19 protein-coding genes and 1 riboswitch are annotated in these 24,718 nt (G+C 42.7%); of the genes, 12 read left to right on the forward strand and 7 right to left on the reverse strand.

From position 1 onward, the window contains the following. The first annotated feature begins 13 nt into the window (after positions 1–13). Positions 14–1,327 (forward strand): aspartate aminotransferase family protein, encoded by a 1,314-nt coding sequence (locus UB51_RS24335; RefSeq protein ID WP_234405496.1) that lies wholly within the window; start codon positions 14–16, stop codon positions 1,325–1,327. A 20-nt stretch (positions 1,328–1,347) separates the two neighbouring features. Further along, positions 1,348–2,238 carry a UbiA-like polyprenyltransferase gene (locus tag UB51_RS24340; protein ID WP_234405497.1) on the forward strand — a complete coding sequence of 297 codons (891 nt, stop codon included), beginning with the start codon at positions 1,348–1,350 and terminating at the stop codon, positions 2,236–2,238. Between the two features lie 749 nt (positions 2,239–2,987). Here the strand turns inward: UB51_RS24340 and UB51_RS24345 are convergent. From UB51_RS24345 to UB51_RS24365, 5 genes are all read right to left on the reverse strand, one after another. Beyond that, positions 2,988–3,968, reverse strand: a complete 981-nt coding sequence (locus UB51_RS24345) for a polyprenyl synthetase family protein (RefSeq protein WP_044879517.1) — start codon at positions 3,966–3,968, stop codon at positions 2,988–2,990. A gap of 4 nt (positions 3,969–3,972) precedes the next feature. Beyond that, positions 3,973–4,434, reverse strand: coding sequence for a hypothetical protein (locus UB51_RS24350; RefSeq protein ID WP_044879518.1), 462 nt, complete (start codon positions 4,432–4,434; stop codon positions 3,973–3,975). 158 nt (positions 4,435–4,592) lie between these two features. Next, positions 4,593–6,467 (reverse strand): FAD-dependent oxidoreductase, encoded by a 1,875-nt coding sequence (locus UB51_RS24355; RefSeq protein WP_044879519.1) that lies wholly within the window; start codon positions 6,465–6,467, stop codon positions 4,593–4,595. A gap of 33 nt (positions 6,468–6,500) precedes the next feature. Further along, positions 6,501–7,397, reverse strand: a complete 897-nt coding sequence (locus tag UB51_RS24360; RefSeq protein WP_044879520.1) for a hypothetical protein — start codon at positions 7,395–7,397, stop codon at positions 6,501–6,503. Positions 7,398–7,740: 343 nt separating this feature from the next. After that, positions 7,741–8,391 carry a phosphatase PAP2 family protein gene (locus UB51_RS24365; RefSeq protein ID WP_052676065.1) on the reverse strand — a complete coding sequence of 217 codons (651 nt, stop codon included), beginning with the start codon at positions 8,389–8,391 and terminating at the stop codon, positions 7,741–7,743. Between the two features lie 390 nt (positions 8,392–8,781). Here UB51_RS24365 and UB51_RS24370 point away from each other — a divergent pair, with 390 nt between their 5' ends. From UB51_RS24370 to UB51_RS24380, 3 genes are read left to right on the forward strand one after another with little or no spacing between them, the layout of a single operon-like run. Beyond that, positions 8,782–9,975, forward strand: coding sequence for an MFS transporter (locus tag UB51_RS24370; protein WP_234405689.1), 1,194 nt, complete (start codon positions 8,782–8,784; stop codon positions 9,973–9,975). A 30-nt stretch (positions 9,976–10,005) separates the two neighbouring features. Beyond that, positions 10,006–10,674 (forward strand): oxidoreductase, encoded by a 669-nt coding sequence (locus tag UB51_RS24375; RefSeq protein ID WP_044879522.1) that lies wholly within the window; start codon positions 10,006–10,008, stop codon positions 10,672–10,674. Between the two features lie 34 nt (positions 10,675–10,708). Then, positions 10,709–11,089: a RidA family protein gene (locus UB51_RS24380; RefSeq protein WP_044879523.1), complete on the forward strand. Its 381-nt coding sequence runs from the start codon at positions 10,709–10,711 to the stop codon at positions 11,087–11,089. A gap of 73 nt (positions 11,090–11,162) precedes the next feature. Here the strand turns inward: UB51_RS24380 and UB51_RS24385 are convergent, their stop codons facing one another. Continuing rightward, positions 11,163–11,873, reverse strand: a complete 711-nt coding sequence (locus UB51_RS24385) for a tryptophan-rich sensory protein (protein WP_044879524.1) — start codon at positions 11,871–11,873, stop codon at positions 11,163–11,165. A gap of 585 nt (positions 11,874–12,458) precedes the next feature. Between UB51_RS24385 and UB51_RS24390 the strand changes: the two genes are divergently transcribed. The 3 genes from UB51_RS24390 to UB51_RS24400 are packed head-to-tail and all read left to right on the forward strand — an operon-like array spanning position 12,459 to position 17,180. Continuing rightward, positions 12,459–15,545, forward strand: a complete 3,087-nt coding sequence (locus UB51_RS24390; RefSeq protein ID WP_044879525.1) for a DEAD/DEAH box helicase — start codon at positions 12,459–12,461, stop codon at positions 15,543–15,545. 42 nt (positions 15,546–15,587) lie between these two features. Continuing rightward, complete coding sequence (locus UB51_RS24395) at positions 15,588–16,313, forward strand: hypothetical protein (RefSeq protein ID WP_044879526.1); 726 nt, start codon at positions 15,588–15,590, stop codon at positions 16,311–16,313. Between the two features lie 48 nt (positions 16,314–16,361). Beyond that, positions 16,362–17,180, forward strand: coding sequence for a M15 family metallopeptidase (locus tag UB51_RS24400; protein ID WP_082063242.1), 819 nt, complete (start codon positions 16,362–16,364; stop codon positions 17,178–17,180). A 231-nt stretch (positions 17,181–17,411) separates the two neighbouring features. Here the strand turns inward: UB51_RS24400 and UB51_RS24405 are convergent, their stop codons facing one another. Further along, positions 17,412–18,164: a GTP pyrophosphokinase gene (locus UB51_RS24405; RefSeq protein WP_445322345.1), complete on the reverse strand. Its 753-nt coding sequence runs from the start codon at positions 18,162–18,164 to the stop codon at positions 17,412–17,414. 305 nt (positions 18,165–18,469) lie between these two features. Then, positions 18,470–18,551, forward strand: a riboswitch (cyclic di-GMP riboswitch). 152 nt (positions 18,552–18,703) lie between these two features. Here UB51_RS24405 and UB51_RS24410 point away from each other — a divergent pair. The 4 genes from UB51_RS24410 (at position 18,704) to UB51_RS24425 (ending at position 24,523) form a co-directional block, all read left to right on the forward strand. After that, on the forward strand, positions 18,704–21,325 hold the full coding sequence (locus UB51_RS24410; protein ID WP_044879528.1) for a putative bifunctional diguanylate cyclase/phosphodiesterase: 2,622 nt from the start codon (positions 18,704–18,706) through the stop codon (positions 21,323–21,325). Between the two features lie 21 nt (positions 21,326–21,346). Next, complete coding sequence (locus UB51_RS24415) at positions 21,347–22,651, forward strand: ABC transporter substrate-binding protein (protein WP_044879529.1); 1,305 nt, start codon at positions 21,347–21,349, stop codon at positions 22,649–22,651. 100 nt (positions 22,652–22,751) lie between these two features. Continuing rightward, positions 22,752–23,342, forward strand: coding sequence for a hypothetical protein (locus tag UB51_RS24420; protein ID WP_052676066.1), 591 nt, complete (start codon positions 22,752–22,754; stop codon positions 23,340–23,342). A 164-nt stretch (positions 23,343–23,506) separates the two neighbouring features. After that, positions 23,507–24,523 carry an AraC family transcriptional regulator gene (locus tag UB51_RS24425; protein ID WP_044879530.1) on the forward strand — a complete coding sequence of 339 codons (1,017 nt, stop codon included), beginning with the start codon at positions 23,507–23,509 and terminating at the stop codon, positions 24,521–24,523. Positions 24,524–24,718: the final 195 nt, after the last annotated feature.

Raw genomic sequence — 24,718 nt, forward strand, 5'->3', positions numbered from 1 at the left:
GGAGATTACGTAGATGAAAGCAACGATGGAACAACATATTGGACCGGAAGAGATTAAGGTTAAGCGGCAATCGTACTTCTATCCTTGTACCCAGCATTTCTATAAGAATCCAGCTCAAATCGTCAGTGGCTCTATGCAGCATCTATATGACGAGCAGGGGAATATGTATACAGATTTCTTTGCCGGTGTGTCTGTTGTTGCGTGTGGTCACTGTAATCCAACGATTACGGAAGCAACGGTCCAGCAATTGAAGAAGTTGCAACATACCTCGACCATCTATTTAACTCAGCCGATTGTAGATCTGGCGGAAAGATTGGCAGAAGTATTGCCGGGTTCACTCCGTCGTACATTCTTTGTTAACAGTGGTACAGAGGCTAATGAAGGAGCACTTCTATTGGCACGTATGCATACTGGACGAAAAGGGTTTATTTCACTAGAGCATAGCCTACATGGTCGTAGTAATCTGACGATGAGTGTTACGGGTTTGTCTATGTGGCGCACGGACCCATTCTTGGATGATGAGGATGTGTCCTTCATTCCCCGTCCATATGACGCTGAGATGACTCCAGTCGAAGCAGCCGAGCTATCATTGAAGGCGTTAGATGAGGTGCTGGAAGTTAAAGGTCATTCAATTGCTGCCATGATCATCGAGCCGATTCAGGGAAATGGGGGTATCATCCTGCCTGCGGAGGGATACTTCCGAGAGGTTAAGCGGCGTCTTGAATCGTATGGCATTCTCATGATCGCAGATGAAATTCAGACGGGGTTTGGTCGTACAGGTCGGATGTTCGCCATGGAGCACTTCGACGTTGTGCCGGATATTATTTCTATGGCAAAGGCGTTAGGCAATGGTGTTCCCGTGGCTGCTTTTGCTACAACAGATCATATAGCGAAGTCTTTGAATCGACCGTCAGCGTCCACCTTTGGAGGTAATCCAGTATCTTCTGTTACAGCCATGGCTGTGTTGGATTATATCCGTGAAGAAAAGCTTGTGGAACGCTCAGAGCGTATAGGGGATATGTTCATACAAGCGTTGGAGGAACTTATGCATAAGCATTCCTTCGTTATCTCGGAAGTGCGAGGAAAGGGACTAATGATTGGCGTTGAATTACTTACTAATCATCCGAATCTCGGTGCTGAATATGTGGATCAGGTGCTTGAGAAGATGAAGGATCAGGGCTACCTGATTGGTAAGAATGGCATTTATCGTAATGTATTAGCCTTTCAACCCCCATTAATTATTCAGCAAGAAGATATTGAGAATATGATAGCTGCACTAGATGCTGTATTAAATAGTTTAGAGCTTCCTGAGAAGGTAGAGATTTAAGAAGGGGAGTGGACCATCAGATGAACGCTGGAACAACGATGACAAGGAAAACAATATTTCATAAGACCAAACAATTTGGTGAACTTGTGATGTTCTCACACACGTTATTCTCACTTCCCTTCGCTATCATTTCCATGGTGTGGGCGGCGGAAGGCTGGCCTTCGGCATGGGTGATGATATGGGGATTGATTGCACTAATTGGTGCTCGGAATGGAGCTAATGCCTTCAATCGACTAGCGGATCGTAAGTATGATGCACAGAATCCACGCACAGCTAGTCGCCATCTTCCTCAACGGCTACTTCAGACGAGAGAAGTAACGATATTCGTCATCATCAATTATGTAATATTCATATGTGCCGCTTCGATGCTTAATCCGTTATGTATGATCTTATCGCCAGTAGCCATTGTTCTTATCACGGTATACTCGTACACGAAGCGGTTTACGTGGCTTAGCCATCTCTACCTAGGTTTTGTTATTGCCTCTGCACCGATTGGTGCATGGTTCGCTGTCACCGGGCAATTTGCATTCACACCTTTCGTGCTGGGAACCGTGGTGATGCTCTGGATTGCAGGGTTTGATGTTATCTATGGTACGCAGGATATTGAATTTGATCGAAGTCATGGTCTCTGGTCTATTCCAAGCTTCTTCGGATTGAAGTCTGCTCTATGGATGGCTAAAGGGATGCATCTGATCATGATGATGCTACTATTATTCTTATATTATGCTAGACATCTAAGCTGGATATATCTTGTTGGTCTAGGTATCGCTGCTATTCTTCTCATGACGGAACATGGGATCATTAAGCCTAACAATACTAAACTGATGAAGGTAGCATCCTATAACTTAAATCAGGTGATCAGCATGGTTATTGTTATCTTTACGTTAATTGATTTCTTCTTTGTTGGCTAACTTTAGATCATGATTGTTACGGTAAGCACCTTCCTAATCTAGCGGATGTAGGGGGTGCTTTATTTGTGTCTAATAATAAAGACTTAACACCAAAACTTGTGCTTGATAAACATTAGTGTTGGAAGACCGCTACGATGACGGATTATTCTTACGATCGCTGTTGCCCTTAGATTTCTTGATTATATACCGCCTATAGCGGTAGAAATCCAATGGCAAAGGCGAACGCTATCGCTTCTCCAGAACAATTCCGTCCTCTTCGCTACCCTCTGCATGATCCGTTGTATTCTGTAAGCACTGATATTGCTTTTGAGCCATAATTAATATTATTCATCTAAAAGGCGGTAAGCATGGCCCTTCTTCAATAAAGTGGTCATAGTACCGTCTCGTCTCTATTTAGTAATTATATTGATAAAGAAAATGAGAAAGGATTGAGCCATACGGGATAAACCCTTATAGCTCAATCCTTTCTCATTGTTGGATCATGTTTAGAATTACTTCTTCTAATTTAATTCAGGCTCCATTTATAATCAGTGCTTGCTGGAAATAGAAGTCTATGCTTGAATCATAGCGGAGAGGACGGAATTGTCGTGTAGAAGCGTCAGCGTTCGCCTTTGCCCCCGAATTTTACCGCAAACAGCGGTATATTTGAGAAAATTTGGGGGCAACAGCGATCGGAATGACAATCCGTCCGCGTAGCGGTCATTTATCAACACTATACATTTTTAATACTGATTTTAATATTGAGCCATCTAAGACTCACGCTTTGAGAAATATTGCAGCAGTACCTGTAGGTCCTGATGTGCAGGGAATGTGGACAGGCTATCGATGATAGCTTGAGCTTGTGCGAGATATTGCTGGCTTAGCTGTTCTGTCATTTCTAATGCGCCACTAGAACGGATAAGCTGTAAGGCGTTCTCTATTTCTTCAGGATTTGAACCAGCATGAATGGCACGTATGTGAGGTGATAATTCGGGCATTTGTAAAGCATATAGAACGGGAAGCGTAACTTGACCATGGATTAAATCGTTTCCTGCGGGTTTACCTAACATTTCGGGGGTTTGCGTGAAATCAAGTAAATCATCCTGAATTTGAAAAGACATGCCAACGTGTTCACCGAATTGATAGAGTAGATCAGCAACCTCGACTGATGTTCCCGTAGACAGCGCTCCAACCCGTAAACATGTGGCCATTAATTGAGCGGTCTTATTTCTTGATTTCTCAAGATACTGTTCTGATGTGAGGTCGTAATCATACTTATGATCTAATTGCTCATATTCACCTAGACAGAGTTGTGCAGTTGAAATAGCGGATAAATCATGTACAAAGCGTTCTCTATCCGTAGAATGCATGGAGAGAAGTTCAATTACGCGAGCTGACATATAGCTGCCAATATGAACAGCTTCTGCTACACCTGTCTTGGTATGAAGAGCAGGCTGACCACGGCGCATATCTGAATGATCGATGATATCATCATGAATGAGTGAAGCCGCATGGATGAATTCAGCTGCAGCTGCAAGTTTCATCTGGAGTTTCCCAGAGGGTGTAGTGCCGAACCTACTTCCCACGATGACCATAATCGGACGGATTCTTTTGCCACCAGATCGAATGAGAGCCAGTATACTTTCAGACAGCATAGAAGAAGAAGGAACATCCTTATCTTGCTTCACGATATTCTCGATATCTCGATTAATATGTTTTAAGTTAATGTTAAGCGCAACATGTAAGTTCATAGCTCTAACCCACCTGTTCGATGGCCTTAGAGGCCTGATGGTGTTGGAATTCAAGATTTAAGAACTGTTCCAAGTAGGTGAACAACGACGCTTCATTGGAATGTCCTTCAGCACCTTTGATTTGCCATTTCTTAATACGGGGTGCCATATATGAGATCAGATCATACTCATCAAATTGAAGAGCCAATTGAATATAGAGACTGTATAAGTAATCTCCGTCAAGTATTTTGCGTGTAAGATTAGGGTCAGTGTAACTACAGTCTTGATGACGTTTAGTAGCCAAAGACAACACGGCATATAACGTTAACAGATGTATTTTACGTGTATACACAAAGTCATAACTATTCAAAAGAGAACTCATAACGAGTAGATCGGTTTGATCTATAATATTCATCTCAATTCCGGCCTTGGGTGAACATTCGGCCTGAAGTAAGCGTAAGGATTCATTCATAAGTTGTGCGTTCATAAGCTTCACCCCTTGGAATCGGTTCTGTAGTCTTCATAACCTTAGAAATAAGGAGAGTAATGTACAATGACTGTACATTACTCTAATTTGTTTATCTGGTCGTTGGTGATATGATTCTCAATTGAAAGGTATCTTCACCTACGGCACTCATTCACGGCTTAATCTGTAAAGAGGTACCAACGCCGCACTAACGGTATTTTCTTCCACTGTTTCTTGAGCCAAGGAAGTACATAGTAGTCAAGACCAAATACGCTTCCTGAGCCGCCGATTGTAGCAATTGCAGCTGTTACAAACCAGAGCATTTCGTAAGGAGCCATACCAGATGTCCAGATCATGACGCCCATACCAACCGTTGCAATGGATGCGATGGCTGTGAACAGACCAAGAATGAGGAGAATACCAAATGTAATCTCTGCAAGCACCATACCGGTTTGGAATACTTGAGCTAGGATAGTATAGCTACCGTCCGCATGATAGAAGAATATGTCCATAAATGTATTCATCAGACTCGTAATGAATCCAGGAACAGGTAAGGCTGTCAACGTCTCTCCTGTTGAGGCAACAGCAGAAGCTGCAGTCTGTGCATCCACCGCTTGCGCAACATTACTTACTGCTTCACTTGCTGCAGAAGTGGCATCTGCCAAAGGAGAAGCAGGGATCAAGAATATCCTAGATGGTTCTTCTATAATTTTACCGAGTTTCTCCCAGCCCTCATGGAGCCACATCCAACCTAAGTAGATCCGAAGAGGGACAAGCCAGAAATTTGGAGAACGTTTCGAGAAATGGCCTCCTAGAAAGCTTCTACGGTTCTCAACATGGAAAAATTCATGCATCATATAAGTCCATACTTTATTAAAACCAGCAACCATGGATAGATAGAACATATTGATGAAGTGCTTAGATAATAGTGCCATAAATCCAGTGAGCATAAACATTTTGCTAGGGAGCCCTACATTAGCAACGCCATAGCGACTACCAATAGATACCATGGTGCCATGGAAAGTAGGCTTGTAGGATTTCTTATCCTTGCCAGTCACATCAGAATGAATGTTATGTGCAATGATTGGAGCAGCAGCTTCAGCATTCTCGACCATTTGTGGAACCGGGCGAGTCTCACCTTCAGGAATGTAAAATATATTGTCTCCGACAACATAGACATTCTCGTGATCTAAGCTTTGGAGCTTGTCGTTTGTAACAATACGTTTCCGACCTTCTTGTTTCACATCTAATGTACCAACAAGATCAGATCCTTCTACACCAGCAGTCCATATAATCGTATTGGCTGCGACTTCTTGATCACCCAGCTTAACGGCTGTCGGTTCAACACCTGTAATTTTGGCGCTCGTAATAATCTCTACGCCCATCTTACGGAGATGTTTCTCAGATTTAGCAATGAGCTTATCTGGGAGAATCGGCAGAATCTTAGGAGCCATATCGGCTACAACCAGACGAACATCCTTAGGTTCAATGTAGAATTCTTTGCAAAGCTCGTCGCGGAACTCAGCCATTTCACCCACGAGCTCAACACCCGTGAATCCAGCACCTACAACAACAAAGGATAATTTCGTCTTGCGTATGATTGGATCTGATTCCTTGGATGCTTCACTGAACATATTGCGAATCTGTTGTTTCAAGCGAACGGCATCGTCGAAAGACCACAGTGAAAAGGTATTCTCCTCGGCACCTGGAATTCCGAAGAAAGTAGGTTTACTACCTGTACCAATGACTAAGTAATCATATGCGTAAGTTGCCTTATCAGACTTCAGTTTTTTGCTTTTGAAATCGATATTTTGAATGTCGTCAAGGACAACATCCACCTTTTGATTCGCGAAAATCTTCTTGAGATCAACCTTGACGGCATCTTCAGGTGTGCGGTTAGCAGCAACCTCATGTAGTTCAGTTAACAAAGTATGATAAGGGTTACGATCGATCAGTTGGATTGCGATATCGTCATTTTTTTTGAATTTGCTGGCAAGCTTTTTGGCGGTAAGAACACCACCGTAGCCTCCGCCCAAAACGACTATTTTTTTCACTAGAAGTTCACCTCGTTTATGTCGGAAATATGATTACTTCGCACCTTCAAGTGCTTTTTCAGATAGGGTTACGAAATCCGCAACATGGATGGTAACGCCTGTAATCGCATCTGTCTTGCCTTCGGCATTGACAGCTAAAGCTGCTGGATCTTGTTTCTCTATAAGAAAGGCTTCTGCTGCCTGAGCTTCTTCGTGCCATTCACTGGCAGATCCACCTTTTTCCTTCATTCCATATTTACCTTCGATAGAGTAGGCCTGTTTGTCATCACCAGCTTCATTTACACCACTGTAAAAAGCATAAATAATTTTGCCATTAGCAACTGTCAGGTCAACTGTTGATTTCCAACCAGATTCAGGATCGAATTGGTCACCTTCTGCATGGTACGATCCGTCTTTGTAAGTACCTGGTTCAGCAGGGCCTGCATCTAGAGCTTTTTTAGAAAGATTAGCTAGGTCACTAACATGAATGGATACGCCAGTGATTGCATCTGTTTTGCCTTCTGCATTGAGCGTAATGGCTGCTGGGTCTTGTTTATCTATTAGGAATTTCTCTGCAGAAGCAGCTTGTTCATACCAGTTGGCTTGGGCATTTCCTTTTTCTTTCATGCCATATTTACCGGCTTTATCTAATGCTTTCTTATCAGGGCCACCCTTATTACTTACAAAGTTCCAATCCGCTGTAGCAATCTTGCCATCTTTAACGGTAAGAACGATATAAGGCTTCCATCCACTTGCTGCATCAAATTCTCCTTCAGCATAATAGGAGCCATCCGCATGCTTACCAGATTCTTCTGTCGCCGCTGGCGTTGTAGAATCCGTAGTTGTTGCTGGTTCTGTAGTGACTGGAGCAGCATTCTCTTCCTTACCACATGCTGCAAGCATCCCCACTAGTAACAAGCTGCATAAAAGAACAGACCATTTCTTTTTCATTTGTATTGACCTCCATTTTTTTTTATAAAGTATATATATTAAAATGTTGCGTTGCACATTTTAATAACATAATTGCATTTAATTACCTTAATAGTTAATTAAGAGAAAATATATAATTGATATATTTAATATTTTAAATATAAAATATTTATGTATTTCGGTGATATCGTACCACGATATGTATCCCTATTAATGTGAAAAAAATCACATCAAAGGGACAAGTTTTAAAAATTTATTTTATTAATGAGGATGAGCTCAGTTAAGAGTCCATTATAACAATTGCTGAGGAGTTGGGGAATGAAGAAAGACACATCAAAAGGAGGGATTAGCCCTCCTTTTATCATTAACTGTATCTCTCATACCATTTGATGTGGGCTTTTTTGCGTATTCTTAACGCTGCTTGTAATAATAGAATGACTGCTTCGCTGAGAAGAATGGCTCCAAGTGCATCATAGATCACATGCTGTTTAATCATAAAAGTGGAGACAATGATCAGAATTGAACAAATAGAAATAACGATTCTGGCACGTTTACGAATAACCTTCGAAATCCACGCGGCTCTCAAGACAAGATAGGAGTGAAGAGCGTGAATACTGGGGAAACAGTTAAAGGGCTGATCCTGACTATAAATATATTGGAGTATAAGAACGTCCCAGCTGTTACCTGTGACGATGGGCCGTGGAACACTCGTCTGGAAATAATAGTAGATCAAATAACAGAATATCAGGCTAATGTTCATAGTAATCAGTGTACGTATGTAAAGCTGACGATCCTTCCAACACAAATAAGCCATCGCTATAAAAATGAATGGATACCACCCTAAATATACGATTCCCATCGCAGGTATCACTGGAATCATCTGATCAATAGGTGAATTAAGAATAAAAGCACCATGAGATCTCCCATTCAGTAGGGTATAGAATATACCCATTATACCCAATGATCCTAGTAGGCTGAGGGATCTTAGATAGGTTTTAATAGGTTGGTCAATCACGTGTATAACCCCTTTATATAAATAAGTTCTATCATAACAATTATATTTAAATTGTAAACAATCAAAATTTGTATGAGGAGCATAAATCCTTGAGATCTAGGCTTCTTTTTCATGAGTACAATGAATCCCTTAATCTATCTTTATACACATGGAAAGCGTTGAAGGAGAGGGCAGTAAGTTTTCGCTATATTTACCACTAAATCATATTGACAGATGATATTGTGCGTGTAGAATGGGGACAAATGAGAGAAGTAAAGCTACTTTAGCTTTACTTCCTGATCAATAGATGGCTTTTTAAACAACCTTTATTAAAAGGAGTGCATCCCCATTCGTACGGCTTCTAAGGGAAGACAGCGACGGAAATTCTCGATTCAACGTAAACAGTTGTTCATTGCAACATTGGAAGGTGTACCAGCCACTATTTTCCAGACTCTTCTGGGAGGCCCTTTTCTGACAGCATATTTATTGTATTTGGGCGCAGGAGCAAGTGTAGTAGGGTTTGTGCTAGCGATTACAACCTTTGTTAACATCGCACAAATTTTTATTGCATTTATGATTCAGAAATTAAGAAGTCGTAAATGGACGCTCATTATATTTGTATCTCTACACAGGTTATTATGGAGTGCTACTGGACTGATTCCTTTTCTATTCCCTAAGGAATGGTGGGTCCCGATATTTATTATTGTTTATTTCTCGGCCTTTATGGCTAATGCAGTGGGGGGTATGATCTGGACATCTCTTATTAGTGATATCGTACCAGCAGCAGTCAGAGGAAGATACTTTGGGATTCGTAACACGTTCTTAAACGCTCTGGGAGGCATTTTGTTATTTATAGGCGGCAGGATATTAGATGATTATCCCGGTAGTGTAGCATTTACAATTTTATTTAGTGTGGCAGGATTTTTTGCAATTTGTAACATTGGTACGTTCTTCTTGTATCCAGACGTTCCCTTCGAACGCTCGGTTGAAAATCGCTTTCTTCCGATGATGAAGAGGCCATTACATGATGGACCTTTTATGAAATCAACTATTTTTCTTGCAGGATGGTTATTTCTCCAAACATTAATTGTACCGCTGTATTCTTACGTCATGTTGGACTTATTGCATATTAATTATGAAAGCGTTTCATTACTTACTGTCATTCAGACGGTGTCTATGATGGCTAGTTTTTATATTTGGGGCAATCTGAATGTGAAATTTAGTAATAAAACACTGTTATTCTGGACATTACCCCTAATAGCAGCATCTAGTCTCACATGGGGTTTACTTGCGATTCTTCCTATGATGCTAGTGTTAGTCGTCATACATATATTATTGGGCGTTGGGGTCGGTGGATTTAACCAGCTAGCCTTTAACTTTATCATTGGGGATACCCCCAAGAGTGAACGACCGATGTTTATTGCGATGTATTCAGCAATAACAGGTCTAACTTCTTTTCTCGGACCCCTGCTTGGTGGTCAAATATATAGGGTCATGAACGACTGGCCGACATGGATTCAACAGTATGGATTTCAAACAGCAGTAGGTGTTATTATGTTACTTGTTGCTCTAACGTGGGGGCGTCGTATTCTTAAAGAAACATAAGAGCGCTTTAAAAACGTCGAGGAGGAATATATGGGATTTCAAGCTATGGTGTTAGGAGCCACGGGCTTAGTTGGTGGATTCGTAGTTAAAGAATTGCTGGACCGCGAGGAATACGACGAAGTGAAGGTGCTGGTGAGGAGACCTCTAGAAATGGAGCATCCGAAGCTAACTCAGATTATTCTAAATTGGGAAGAATTAGATCAGTATGGAGATGAGTTTGTAAATGTACGAGATGTGTTCTGTTGTCTAGGCACAACAATTAAGAAGGCGGGGTCTCAGGAGAGTTTCCGCCAAATAGATTTTGAATATCCTTTACATGCAGCTAAGTTGGCCCAGCAGGCTGGAGTACGTCAATTTCTATCTGTGTCATCTATGGGGGCTGATCCTGCGTCCCGTATTTTCTATAGCCGTACCAAAGGGGAGCTGGAAGAAGCTCTAACGAGACTGAGGTTATCTTCAGTTCATCTATTCCGTCCGTCACTGTTATTAGGTGTACGAGGAGAGAAACGTTTTGGGGAAATGGCAGGAGCATGGTTTATGACGAGCTTCGATTTTCTTTTTCGAGGTAATGGCTTGAAATACCGCGCGATACCTGCGAAGACCGTGGCACATGCGATGGTAAATATTGCAGTAATAGGTACGCCAGGGGTACATATTTATCCTAATGATGTTATTCATGTACTAGGGCTGGTACAATAATAGAAGTTTCTACATATGAAAGGAGATATAAATAATGAGTAAACAAGTCATTGCAACGAAGTCTGCTCCAGGAGCAATCGGACCTTATAGCCAAGCGATAGAGGGCGGAGGCTTCATTTATACATCAGGTCAATTAGGACTTAATCCTGAGACTGGACAATTCGGTGAGGGCGTACAAGAACAAACACGCCAATCCCTTAATAATGTGAAAGCTATTTTAGAAGCTGCAGGTGCGGAGATGGGACAGATTATCAAAACTACTGTGTTTCTAAAAGATATGAATGACTTTGTAGCTATGAATGAAGTATACAGTTCTTTCTTCTCTGAGCCATACCCTGCACGAAGTGCCGTTGAGGTAGCACGTCTACCTAAGGATGCATTAGTGGAGATTGAAGTTATCGTATTGAAAAATTAGTCTTAATGATTTAAAAAAGCTGAGCCAAGCGCACAACTGCGTGGGCTCAGCTTTTTGTGTACATTGAACGACGCTAGTCCCGATCCCGATTGCGGATAAAGAATAACCATATGGCGTAAAGGAACAGTATTGCAGCGAGGATGCAAGCAGCAAGGAAGACCTTGTCAACTTCTCTGTGCTCCATTGCTATTGCAATGTATGCCCACACGAAGACTAATGGGAAGGCACTATCACGGTAAGGGAAGCTGACAAGGATAGCTAGAACACTGCCAACACAGAGCATGATGACAGACCAGGTGACATCGCTAATTTCAAAGGCACCCCACTCATTTTTGGTAAGAGCTATACTTACATTCAGAATAGTCGCCACGCAGATCCATCCTAAGTATAGGCTAAAGGGTAATTTCACGAACCAGAATTCACCTATTGTAGGATAGGAGATACGACGGGTCCGAACATATAAGACCATGAGGCTGAGTAGCAGTAGAACCATAGCAATGACAGAAATCTCTATGTATAGATATTGCCATAATAACAACCATGCGATATTAAGAAGGCAACTCACGATGAACCAAGTTCCGATGGATTGTATCGAATCACGACTTTCATTCGATCGACTGAACTGATAAATCACAAATCCTGCCAGAAGTATATAGATGACTGACCAAATGGTAAAGGCATATCCAGCAGGTGTTATATAGGTTGGATACATATCGGAGACATCCCCCGTCTTTCTTCCTCCCACTAAGGTAGTCGTACTGACTAACACGTTAATTAGCATCATCGCAAGAAAAGCAAGGACATTCCACCATTTGTAATTATTTTTTTTAACATAGACAGTAGCCTCCTATTCATAACCATAGATGTATTGTTACCACAATGATGGACTTACTATAATGATATACCCAAAATTATGGGGAAAGAACATGTTTAGAGTGAAAATGGATGTCTTTTAAATTTGTTGATACTTAACAGTTTGGTTGTTATTAATTCTGTGCATATGGTATGATAAGTAGTGCAGATTGAACCCTTGTTTAATATTGATCTGGAATGAAGACATTCGTTTTTGTCGTTTCTAACAATCAAAAACCTACCTTTCAAGATAAAACTTAAGGTGGGTTTTTTCACATTATAAAACCTTCTAAAGAGAGCATAATTATAATTAGACTTTTAAATTTAGAAGGTTTTATATATCCAATCTTTTTGTATAAAGTGCGTGTTCAAAAAATCGTCTATTCAGCACATAGCTTATGCTTACGATGCCGAATATTCTTCTTGCGTTACTTCGTGATCAATAGACGATTTTTTTGAACAGCCTCTATAAAGATGTAATTAAAATATGTGAGCAGTCGAATGACAGGAGACAACGATGAATCAACCGCTATATGGCGTATGGCTAGGTGATGTGTTTTTTTGCTTTTCCGGTGAGGTATCTGAGCCTAGAGTAGATGCTTGGAGCCGGGTTGTGAGACAACTTGAATTTAAGGGTGGATTCCGTCCTTTTGCAAATGCTACGCTTCGATTAGCAGAGCTACGTTATCCTTCTCCTACTTCGAATGCGAAGGTGAACAGACGTGGTGAGAGGCGCCAATTGATGGGCAGAACCTTGGAAGGGTTAGCTCTGTCTGCACAGGATGCTTTCTTTATGTTGCTTGCATGGGACGAAGAGGCTCTTGTAGCGCAGAGTATACAGTCAGGCGCTGAAATGCACTATTGGGTGAAGACAGCGCAATATGCATTAGAGTCGCTACTGCATGGACATATTGCTCCTGGCACTGCACCGCTTGTAACAGCGGGCTCTCGCAAACGGAGTGGTGAACAGGTAGTCACTGCACGCTGGAAACCAAGGATGGCGGAGAAGTCGGATGAAGAGCGTTTCTTGCAGCTTGCAAGCGCGATACCACCACTTGCTTTGGGGGTTCCTGCATTTGCTGGGATGGAGTCAAAAGAAGACGCTGGAGTAGCGGTGTTGCACTCTTTTCTGAGCGATATTATTCACTATGAAGTAAAGGATGCATTGCAGGGGATGGAGGCGAAGTTAACTCGTTACATAGGTAACTATCGTCGAGGGTATTCGCCACTTGCTGTGTTGTGGTGGAACGGACTTTTGACACCAAGTCGCGATCTTCCGATACAAGGATCTGTAGATGAAATTGGAGAGTTGAGTAGTACGGTAGCGAGCATAGGAGGTACTTCCATCCCTTCCATCGGAAATGATGAGGATCAGCCTCAGCAGAATGGTCAACTCAATTTAGGACTACGTATGGAGCCACGCATGTTGGAGGAAGAGCAGCGATGGTATGTATCTTTTTGGGCTGAGATTCAGGATGATTATGGAACCTGGTTACCCGCTCATTTCGTCTGGGGAAGATCCGAGCCTGATCTGGCTGTACGAGGTAAGGCATACTTGGCTATACAAGAGCAATTCTTGCTTGTATTAGGTGCTGCCGGGGAGATTTGTATGGAAATTCAGGAATCGCTATGTAACTCAGTGCCACCTGAGGGCATGTTGCTATCTCCTGAACAATTATTTGCCTTTGTTCGGCAATCGGTACCGTTGCTACAAGAAGTAGGGGTGAGCGTTCAGTTGCCCTCACGCTGGAGCAGTGAACGTCGCCGGGTTGGACTGAGTTTGAAAATGTTACAACCAGAGAGTAATGAAGGGCAGTCTTCAGCGCTCGGAATGGAACATCTTGTCTCGTTTGAAATAGAGGCTGCACTAGGTGGGGTAGTCCTTACTCAAGAAGAAATGGCATTACTTGCAGAAGCGGATATGCCTTATACGCAATTTCGTGGTGAATGGATTGAAGTGGATCTTAAGGAGATTAGGCAAGTACTTCGTTATATTAAGCGCCACGAGAAGGGCCAAATGGAAATGTCCGATTGGATGCATTTGGCTGCCGGAGATGGCGATGATCGGATGTGGAAGGGCCTCGCCGTCATGGGCGTGGAAACGGTGGGGATGTTATCCTCCTTACTGGAAGGCAATAGTTCACGCCGCGTTCCGGCTAGAGAAGTTCCACCCCAACTCCACGGTGTATTACGTCCTTATCAAGAACGTGGATTTCAGTGGCTTGCAGCGATGCGAGATCTAGGATTCGGGGTATGTCTGGCGGATGATATGGGTCTTGGAAAGACAATACAGGTGATAACATGCTTGTTAGAGCACATGACGGAGGAATCCGGTCCAGTACTTATTGTGTGTCCTACGTCGCTACTTGGGAACTGGCAAAGGGAACTACAACGCTTCGGTCCTGATTTATCGCTCTATATTCATCATGGGAATCGCAGGCTCCATGGAGAGCAATTCATGGAACAGACTGCGAAGCATCATGTGATACTTACGACATATCATTTGTCTGGTAGAGATAGTGTGGATCTAGCCCAAGTATCTTGGGACTCCATTGTACTGGATGAAGCACAATATATTAAGAATTACCGTACCAAACAAGCACAAAGTGTGATGCGATTATCTGCTCCGCACCGAATAGCTATGACGGGTACACCTGTAGAGAATCGTTTAGGTGAATTGTGGTCTATTTTTCAATTTCTCAATCCAGGCTATCTGGGTACTTCATCATCATTCCGCCATCGCTATACATCTGGGGAAGGTGATCCGGGACGTTTACAGGAGCTGCATAAGCTGGTGGCTCCGTTCATGCTGCGCAGACTTAAGAGCGATCCAGATATCCGTAAGGATCTTCCAGAGAAGATTGAACTGAAGTCCTATTGTACGTTAACGGATGTCCAAGGGGCGATGTATCAGGCTGTGGTAGATCAAATGCTAGTTCAGATTGAGCAGCAATCAGGTATCGCAAGAAAGGGCCTAGTACTATCTTCACTGACTAAGCTAAAGCAAATTTGTGATCACCCTCAGTTGCTAGGTAAGGAAGAGCACCGGGCAACGAAGCAAGAAGCTTCTGGCAAAATGGAGCGTCTATTGGAGCTACTTGATAACATTGCTGAGAATGGGGAATCTGCGCTCATATTTACGCAGTACGTAGGAATGGGGCATCTTATCGTATCACGCTTGGCTGCTAGGTATGGCAAAGCACCTTCCTTTCTGCATGGGGGAGTCCCTCAGCAGGAACGTGATGAAATGGTCCGTCATTTCCAAGAGGAAGGCGGTCCTAAGTTCTTTGTCCTTTCTCTTAAGGCTGGTGGCGTAGGACTCAATCTAACTCGTGCAAATCATGTGCTGCACTATGATCGTTGGTGGAATCCCGCTGTGGAGAACCAAGCGACGGACCGAGTATTTCGTATTGGTCAGAACAAGAATGTGCAGGTACACAAGCTGATCTGCCAAGGAACTCTTGAGGAGCGTATTGATGAGCTTATTGAGCATAAGAAATCACTTTCCGAACAGGTTGTAGGTTCCGGTGAAACGTGGCTTACAGAGATGTCTGATACGGAGCTACGAGATCTTATTGCCTTACAGGGTGAGGATTGGATGTAATTACACTTTAGGTTTAGGCATAAAGAGTCTAGGAGGGCTAAGGTGACAGAGATGGCAGAAATAACAATGGATATCCGTCCTGGCATGCTGAATGGGACAATCACAAATTCATTTAATTCAATGATAGAAGAGCGTATGAGTTATAATGTGAATATACTGGTGGCGCCAATATCTATAGTAACGAAAGAAGATATTCTTGTAGGTCTAAACAGTGTCCCACAGGATTTGTATTGTCTGTTACGTGGTTCGGTAGTGCCGTGGATTGAAGAGTTATTGCCCACAGCTGTAGAATTAGTTATGTTACCTGCAACTTGTTCTTGCGAAGAAGCTAGCTGTCGTCATGTGGAGGAAGTTCGTGAACATGCACAGCAAAGCTTATCCGCTGATCCAATGCAACGATTAACATTGATGGGATTGACACGAAAAGAAATATTAGCTGCAGTATTCGGATCTTGGGCATCCAGAATGTCTGCCCAAGAGCAAGATATTGCAGTAATAGAAGCTTCTTTAATACAGGAGAAGGGCAGGAGTGGCCCATCTCCTGGGGAATGGGTATCAGAGTCTGTGGAGCAAGGGCGACTACATGAACCGGGTCCGATATTCCAGAGTATCACTTTACGTTTATCACCTGTACAGGATGATAAGTTCGTCCCTGACGATTGGACGCCATTGCTTCAAGAAACGACTGGAGTGACCAAAGTACTTCGAATGGTTATGAAAAAAGCATCGGATAATGCAGAGAAACTTCGCCGTAAATGGGTGGAATAAGGGATTACACAACCTAGAGAAATAAGTCACATTGAAGGGAGAATTCAGATGAATTCACAGACGGAGAAGACAAGAAACTGGAGATGGGGGGTGTTTGCTGCTCTAATACTACCCGCCATGCTATTAGCAGGATGTGAATCGGATACGGGAGGCTCAGGGCAGCAGGAAGGACAAGCTTTGCTATCTCCAGCTGAAGGACAAGCTACGGCTGTTATGGCAAAGCGGAGTGAAAATTCACTGCAAGCGACCATGGAGCAAGGTGTTGGCGGTATTGCTATTGTTACCAATCCTGAAGCGGTCACGGTTGTTGTGAATAAGAAGCGCAGTCTTCCCGAGGGCTACGAACCGAAAGATCTAGTAGAGCCGAACGTCCCATTTTCTTTCGACGAACCTCATGAGAAGCGCCACATGCGCAAAGAAGCAGCAGAAGCTTTAGAGAAGCTATTTGCGGAGGCGAAGTCTGATGGTATAGAGTTACGGGCGGTATCTGGCTATCGTTCCTATTCTCGTCAAAAGTCTATTTACGAGAATAACGTTCGCACGAAGGGAGAAGAATATACTTCTCAAGTAAGTGCAGTTCCGGGGACGAGTGAACATCAGACTGGACTGTCGATAGATGTATCAAGTCCGAGTGTTAATAATGCTATTGAAGAAGTATTTGGTGGATCTGTGGAAGGACAATGGTTAGCAGAACATGCACCAGAGTTCGGTTTCATTATTCGTTATCCCGAAGGTCAAGAAGCAGTAACAGGTTATGTATATGAACCGTGGCATATCCGGTATATTGGTACCGACTTGGCGCCTGATCTAGCGGCTAGTGTATTAACGTTAGAGGAATACTTTGATGACGCTAATATTAAGCTGTAGTCCAAAGACTTCGTCGTCCCAAAAGAACGGCATTCGTTTACTGATGAAATATTAGAAAGTTTAACCTTTCTAATATTTATAATAAAAAAGGAGTTGCTCTCTAGAAAGTAGAGAGCAACTCCTTTTTAAAATATAAGAAAGGTTAAGTTTTTACTAAACTTTGCTTATATTTCTACGAGAAACGGTTACCGTCCCTTCAAGGACTTTAAACGTTTCTTCTTGTTATACTCATCAGGTATTTTTGTCTTGTCTTTTGTCGGTTATCATGATCACGTTGTTCTGTAACATTTCTTGAGATTGAGCAAGAATTTCTTTTTGAATTCTGAGCATCTTCTGATCGAGTGCTTCGGCAGCTACCGCAGCTTCTTTCAGTTCATCAAGTACATGCGGTGGAACCTGTTTGTCATACTTGTAGAATAGGATGTGTTCCATGCTTGCCCAGAAATCCATAGCTAACGTTCTTAGTTGAATCTCTACCTTGATCCAGCGCGTCCCTTCAAACAACACCATGGGTACAGCAAGAATAACATGCAGGCTCTGGTATCCGTTAGGCTTAGGATGTTCAATATAATCCTTAACCTCCAGTACGCGGATGTCAGATCGTTGCTGGAAATGTTCAAGTAACCGGTAAATATCTTTGACAAAGGCGCATACGATACGCATTCCGGCAATGTCGTGTATATTATTTAGCATATTCTCTACGGTGAGGTTATATCCTTTGCGTTTCATTTTTTCAATAATGCTCTTAGGTTCTTTGATGCGGACTTTTATATGTTCAATAGGACTGTAACCGTCTTGTTGTTTCAATTCTGTCTTGATCAGCTTAATCTTATTCTGTAGCTCATCTAGAGCTAATTGATATAACATCGGGAGTTTCTTCCACTCATCTAATTGCTGTAAAAAGTCATTGTCTAATTCCCACGACCCCAAATCCTGTAAAGAAATCTGATTGAGCACAAGAGGGCTATTTTCAAGTTCTTTCAATTCGTGTTCTCCTAATAATTCAGATTATGATGATAAGTCTATTTTACATGATAATGAATGGTAGAAGCAAAAAATGGACAGCGGATAGATAAAATAAAGTCTTAGACTGGATCAGAGTTCCAGACATAAATAACCCAATAACCATTTGTGTTATTACTATAACGCTTTTATTTGGAGATTTGAGAGAAATCCAAAAGGGGTGTTTGTTGGATTGCAAAATCTTTTTTATAAATTTTAAAATAATATAGGTCGGAAATTCTATTCACGCAGAGTTATTTATAGTAAAATTAGGTTAATATAGGATTCTATATAACAGGCAAACTATGCGAAAGCATGGGACGCAAAGCCACGGGTCTAAAGCATTTGCATGATAGCCGGGCTGCAGATCACATACATAGAGAAACATATTATTTATGTTATATGCAGACCAATGGGCCGCCTAAGCTCCTGTTTGGTCTTTTTTTATAACAAAAGCAGGCAGATCTTGTCCCTATACTCTATCTATATCGAAGGCAAGCATCTGAAGGAGCGATTGTAGAATGAGAAGACCCTCTGTTGATTTCAAATCCCATCGCAAGTGGTTCTTTTTTGTAGGCGCTTTACTGTTGGCTTTGGGAAGTGCTTCGCAACATCTGCAACTGATTTACGGCATCACGTTTACATTTACGAACATTCTTCTGTTGATGTTGGTACGACTATACGGAATGCGAATCGTTCTGCCAGTAACCGGGATAATTTATGCTACTGCCATATTCATTCATCATGATCCTTCTTATATTGTCATATTTCTGCTTGAAGTTTGCTGGATCGGGCTTTGGCAGGTGAGAAGACCAGGCTACCTACTCGGCCCCGACGCCATTTTCTGGTTGTGTCTCGGTGCCCCAATTACGTTTATTGCTTGCTGGTTATCCGGAACGTTCTCGTTAATTGAATTCATCCTTCTGTTTGCCATTACAGCATCTAATGGTCTATTTAATACCTTAATCGCTGAAATGCTCATCAATTATCTGCCGCTGGGTCGTTGGCTTGGACTTGCCAAGGACATGCCTCTTCCGGTTACATTCCGCCGGGTTTTATTTCATTTGTCAATTACGCTTGTTGCCCTTCCTTTTCTCATGAATATGATCGTTAACGGAAGGAATGCACACGATGTGTCTACCCGCACGACGCTGCAAACGGCGAGTAATACGGCGAATAGTATAAGGGGAGAACTGGATCAGTGGAAACAGGAGGATGTGCTAGGAGTTCGGTTGGAGGGTCTAATTCAGATCGGATATTTGCAGGAAATGATCAAACGCAATACAACGCAGAAGCTGTTCGATATCACCATTACGAGTCCACACAATAAGGTGCTGGCCACGAACAGTAAGGAATCCACTCTACATCGGGAGCAGACCCAATCTGTTATCCCTATTGAGGATAACTTTTTGATTGAGGTGCCTGTTCAATCCACAGTGCTTCTTCCGACCCAACAATGGCGAAATGCTCGTTACGTTTACGCAGCTCCAATGGAACGGTTTCCGCTGATTATTTCGGTTAGCGTTCCTGTCAAGTCATATCAGGTACAAATATTCCGGGAATACATTTATCAATTATTGTACATGCTCGCCAATGTCACCATCGCAGCCCTGCTGGCATGGATTATTAACTGGTGGCTTGGTCGAAGCCTTATGCAGCTTGCCAGATCGACGACCAATCTGCCAGTGAGACTGAAGCAAATGGTCTCTCTGGAATGGCCGAACAGTGGGATTCTGGAAATTGATTCACTCACTCATAATTTCAAGGATATGTCCCAGAATCTACTTCATATGTTCCAGGAAGCCTTGTGGATGAACCAGCGGCTTCGATCTTCTGAGAAAAAGCTGCATCAATTAGCGTATTATGACAGCTTAACCACGTTGCCGAATCGGTTGCAGTTCCATCAAGTACTAAGCGACTTGCTCTTGCAAGAGGGCGACCGTACCGGACGGATCGCAGTCATGTTTATGGACCTGAACCGCTTTAAACAAATCAATGATACGCTTGGTCATGCAGTAGGCGATGTTCTCTTGCGGAAAGTAGCTGAACGGTTCATAGAGATTGCAGATGAAAGTTGCAGAGTTTTTCGATTGGGAGGTGATGAATTTGTGTTTGTCATGTGCTACGAAACAAGTAATGCACCGCAAAACTTCGCGGAGCGGATCTGCGACTGTTTTGAGGCGCCATTTGAGCTGGACGGCTCATCCCTCTACACGACGATCAGCATTGGTATCAGCTTATATCCCGAACATGGGACTTCTATGGATGACATTCTAAAAAAGGCAGATATGGCTATGTATGTCGCGAAGGAGCAAGGAACAAGCAGTTACCATTTCTTTAGCCAGGCGCTGGAAGACTCACTCAATGAGAAGATGTACTTGGAGAATGGCCTACGGAATGCGCTGCTAGATGAACAGTTCTTCCTTGTGTACCAACCAATGGTCAGTCCGGCATCAGGGAAGATCACCGGAATCGAGGTGCTAATCCGTTGGCATCATCCAGAAGGCGGGATTATATCCCCGGCTAAATTTATTCCGCTTGCCGAGACATCTGGCTTAATTGTGGACATTGACCTTTGGGTGCTCCGGAAAGCATGTATGCAGGTGAAGGAATGGCAAGACCGCGGTCTTCCCAAGATCCCGGTGTCTGTCAATCTGTCAGCGAAGCAGTTCTACCGGACTGGCCTTCTTGAGAATATTCGCACTATCCTAGAGGAGACAGGGCTGAATGCACGTTACATCAATCTTGAAATCACCGAGAGTGTATTTATCAAGCAGATGGATCCCGTCATTGAGACGTTGACTCAACTGCGGAACATGGGAATTCAAATCTCCATTGATGATTTCGGTACTGGCTATTCTTCACTAAGTCAATTGCAGAGGCTGCCGATCTCCGTGGTCAAACTTGACAGGACATTCATTCAAGACGCGGAACAGAGCGAGATGAAATCATCCATCGTAAAAGCAGTGATTGAGCTTGCTCATAGTATGGGGCTGAAGGTCGTTGCGGAAGGTATCGAGACCGAGCAAGAACGAGACTTTTTTACTCGTTTGGAATGCGATAAACTGCAGGGATTCTATTTCAGTAAACCGCTAAATTCTAGCAATTTTGAGCAATATTTGATTACTGAATATAGTCAGTAAGCCAATCGGAGGAGCTTGATCATGAGAAAATCGTTCTTTATCATATTTGTATCTTGTGTTCTTTTAGTTACAACGTTAACAGGATGCAACCAACACGATATCGTTCCTGTTACTGAGGTGCCCGCTTCATTATCCTCAGGTAACTTGTCTACAGAGCCAGTGGAGTTGGAACTTTGGAGTTACTACAGCGGTTTGGAACAGGCGATAAAAGCTTTTGAGAAAAAATACCCCAATGTATCCGTGAAAATGAAAACATTCGGGTATGATGCTTATGTATCCGCTTATCTTCATGCCATTGCAGACGGCGTAACTCCTGACATTATGGTGAGTGACAGTGAGCAGTTCGGTCAGTTTACAGCAATTAATGGATTAGAGGACCTGTTGGATTACGGTGCAGAGAAATATCGTTTAGACTTTAGTGAACACCTGTGGAGAAGCAACCTTTCTCACACCGAGACGAAATTAATTGGTTTCCCGGTCGGTACCTCACCACTGGTCACGTATTACCGGTCGGATATTATGGAGCAGTACGGGTTCCCTTCCGATCCTGAACAACTTGGAAAGTTCATGGAGACACCCGAGAACTGGATTGCGATTGCTAAGGCATTGAAAAACGATGATCGGTACATTACTCAATGGTCACCTGAGGTTGTACAAATTTTCGAGAGTACCCAAGGTTTATTTGATTCTCGTCTTAATTTTTCGCGTAATAATGACAAATTTCTTCAGGCCATCAATATTGGTAAACAAATCAATAATAACGGTCTCGCGGCCTCAATAGACATATGGACACCTTCTGGGGTGCGGGCCCTTAAAGACGGAACGATCGCCATGTTATATTTAGGGACATGGGGGGCTGTACAAATTGAAGAATGGGCACCGGAATTAGCAGGCAAATGGCGAGAGACCCGCCTCCCCTTTAATCAATACGGTTGGGTGAATAGTACCAATCTCATGATGCCTTCGGCTGCCAAGCAAAAAGAGTGGTCATGGAAATTCATTGAATTTTGCGTAACAGAGTGGAGTAGAGAGGCAGATGGAAATGGGGTGCCTGCTTATATTCCGGCACGCGGTAATCCGAAAAAGTTGGCTAAAGAGAACGATTATTATGGCGGGCAGAAGCTGTATGCCTTGCACGAGGGCATGGTCCAAAAGATGAAAGAATACAAATTAACTCCTCTTGATTTGCAAGCACGGCAAATCTGGAGAGATCAGATTAATGTTGGCATTGAGCGCAACAAGGACGCACAAGCAATACTGGACAAAACAAAACAAACCATACTCATGAATTTCGGTAAGGAAATTACGATTCTGCAAAAAAAATAGAAATTGGATGTTGATGGTAAACGAAAAAGGCCTGATGATACCCTTAGAGTGTTACTTGAGTTACATTTGTTATATAAGCAATATATTTAGGGGGTTATTTATGAGAATTTTTTCGGGGATCATGAAGTGGTTTTTGGCAACATCAACTTGGGTGAAAGCATTGTGGTGGTTGGCTGCATCACAAATAGTGTATTTTACTATGTTATGGGTAACCATTCCAGCCATTCAGAATAAGGCCAATGGAATGAAAATTTTTGATTTGATGTTTGTTGGGTATTCACCACAATATGTCGCATCATTTTTGGATACGATTGGTGAGGAGGGGCGAAGATTATATTTGATGCACCAGATTCCATTGGATCTTATCTATCCGAGTTTAATGGCAATTACGGGTGCTCTATTCATAGCTCTATTCTCAAATACAATAAATCGTCGTCTAGGTGTCATTATGTTTGTTCCTATTTTTGGAGCTGTTTTTGATTATCTTGAGAATATTATGGTCGCTGTGATGTTATTCTCCTTTCCTGATGTCCCCGAACCAATCGTTATGATTGCAAGTGTATCCACTTTTTTCAAAACAGTTCTAGATACTTTATACTTAGTCTTACTCATGGTTTTACTCTTTATTTTTATATACAAAATGATGCGAGGAAAAGGAAAAATTGAAAGAGGGGGCATGAAAGTCAACTAGTGGATAATCTAATAGAGAAGCTTGAATCTAAGCGTAAGAGTATGATAGCTAAGATTCAAGAGTTTAATGGTTTTATGAAAAGGGATGCTTGTTCTTCTAAGAAATATCGCCTACAATAATGATAATCATTATCAATTAAAAAGACGATATATATGGAGGTACAGATGCATCCTTCTACGAAGTACGCAACCGAGGGTTCTCGTGATATACATCGCGTATTTAATGCCTATTTTGATTCAATGCTTCTGCCTCAGCAACAAACGGCAGACCCGGTAATAATGGGGAAGGCTCAAGTTGCTAGCGAAAGAGAAATCAGCCGAATGATTACTGCTTCCGGTATTGAAATTGTGGAGTCAGATTTATATATGAGGAAGGATTGTCGTGTAGAGGTTCAGTCCTCCGCTGCAATGGCGGAGCTAAGCTTTTGCATGCAGGGTAGTGGAGCGGTGGAAGTCTCGGGTCATGATAAGCACGAACTGGTACAGGGGAGCTGTTCCCTACAGTTGATCCGGGATTTTACCGCTTCTTTTGAGTATGAAGGAGGAAAAGCCTTTCGCTCTGTGGCTATCGGACTTCCTGTGAATTTGTTTGATCATTATTCGGGTGGGTTTGGAAAGAAGGATAGCCTGGGTTTCACAGCCCTACTCCGATCGAAATCGTTCAGGATGTTTCGAAAGCCGGTGGATTCAGTGACCACCCGGCTACTACATGAGCTTATGAACTGCCCTTATACACATGGAATGCGCGAGTTATATGTGGAGAGTAAAGCGCTGGAACTGATCTACAGATACTTGGAAATCTTCCTACTGGAGCTGAACAGCAGTGGAAGGCAGCCATCATTGGTGTCGCGCACGGATCAAAGTAAAATTTACGAGGCTAGGGATGTGTTACTGTGCAGGATGGATTCACCGCCTTCATTGCTGGAATTAGCACGGCTAGTCGGCCTGAATGATTATAAGCTGAAGGTGGGCTTTAAAGAAGCATATGGCAAAAGCGTTTATGCTTATCTGCGTGACAGGCGCATGGAGAAGGCTTGGGAGCTACTTAACGGAGGAATGAGCGTCAGTCAGGCGGCAGGGCTGGTAGGCTATGTGAATTTCAGTCATTTTGCCTTAGCATTCCGCAAGCAATTCGGCTTCAATCCCTCCGAATTGAGTAACTGGAGAAGCGCAAAACAGTAGTATGGTAGCGTCAGAACTTGGGTTCCGGCGTTTTTTGAAATATAAGAAAGCATAAGTTTCAACTATACTTTGCTTATATTTCTAGGAGAAACGGTTACCGTCGCTTGAAGGACGGCGAAACCGTTTCTTCTTGGCGAGAATAAAATCCGCCAGCCATCCTATTCTCCGTTTGCGGGTAGACCTTGGTTTCTTTAC

The organism is Paenibacillus sp. IHBB 10380, assembly GCF_000949425.1.
Classification (GTDB): domain Bacteria; phylum Bacillota; class Bacilli; order Paenibacillales; family Paenibacillaceae; genus Paenibacillus_AQ.

What these genes read in the sequence shown, in the direction of transcription:
- UB51_RS24410 (WP_044879528.1), top strand. Translation starts at nt 18,704, where the DNA reads ATGAGAAGACCCTCTGTTGATTTCAAATCCCATCGCAAGTGGTTCTTT.
- UB51_RS24350 (WP_044879518.1), bottom strand. Translation starts at nt 4,434, where the DNA reads ATGAACGCACAACTTATGAATGAATCCTTACGCTTACTTCAGGCCGAA.
- UB51_RS24375 (WP_044879522.1), top strand. Translation starts at nt 10,006, where the DNA reads ATGGGATTTCAAGCTATGGTGTTAGGAGCCACGGGCTTAGTTGGTGGA.
- UB51_RS24345 (WP_044879517.1), bottom strand. Translation starts at nt 3,968, where the DNA reads ATGAACTTACATGTTGCGCTTAACATTAACTTAAAACATATTAATCGA.
- UB51_RS24425 (WP_044879530.1), top strand. Translation starts at nt 23,507, where the DNA reads ATGCATCCTTCTACGAAGTACGCAACCGAGGGTTCTCGTGATATACAT.
- UB51_RS24415 (WP_044879529.1), top strand. Translation starts at nt 21,347, where the DNA reads ATGAGAAAATCGTTCTTTATCATATTTGTATCTTGTGTTCTTTTAGTT.
- UB51_RS24400 (WP_082063242.1), top strand. Translation starts at nt 16,362, where the DNA reads ATGAATTCACAGACGGAGAAGACAAGAAACTGGAGATGGGGGGTGTTT.
- UB51_RS24420 (WP_052676066.1), top strand. Translation starts at nt 22,752, where the DNA reads ATGAGAATTTTTTCGGGGATCATGAAGTGGTTTTTGGCAACATCAACT.
- UB51_RS24340 (WP_234405497.1), top strand. Translation starts at nt 1,348, where the DNA reads ATGAACGCTGGAACAACGATGACAAGGAAAACAATATTTCATAAGACC.
- UB51_RS24380 (WP_044879523.1), top strand. Translation starts at nt 10,709, where the DNA reads ATGAGTAAACAAGTCATTGCAACGAAGTCTGCTCCAGGAGCAATCGGA.
- UB51_RS24335 (WP_234405496.1), top strand. Translation starts at nt 14, where the DNA reads ATGAAAGCAACGATGGAACAACATATTGGACCGGAAGAGATTAAGGTT.
- UB51_RS24385 (WP_044879524.1), bottom strand. Translation starts at nt 11,873, where the DNA reads ATGATGCTAATTAACGTGTTAGTCAGTACGACTACCTTAGTGGGAGGA.
- UB51_RS24360 (WP_044879520.1), bottom strand. Translation starts at nt 7,397, where the DNA reads ATGAAAAAGAAATGGTCTGTTCTTTTATGCAGCTTGTTACTAGTGGGG.
- UB51_RS24390 (WP_044879525.1), top strand. Translation starts at nt 12,459, where the DNA reads ATGAATCAACCGCTATATGGCGTATGGCTAGGTGATGTGTTTTTTTGC.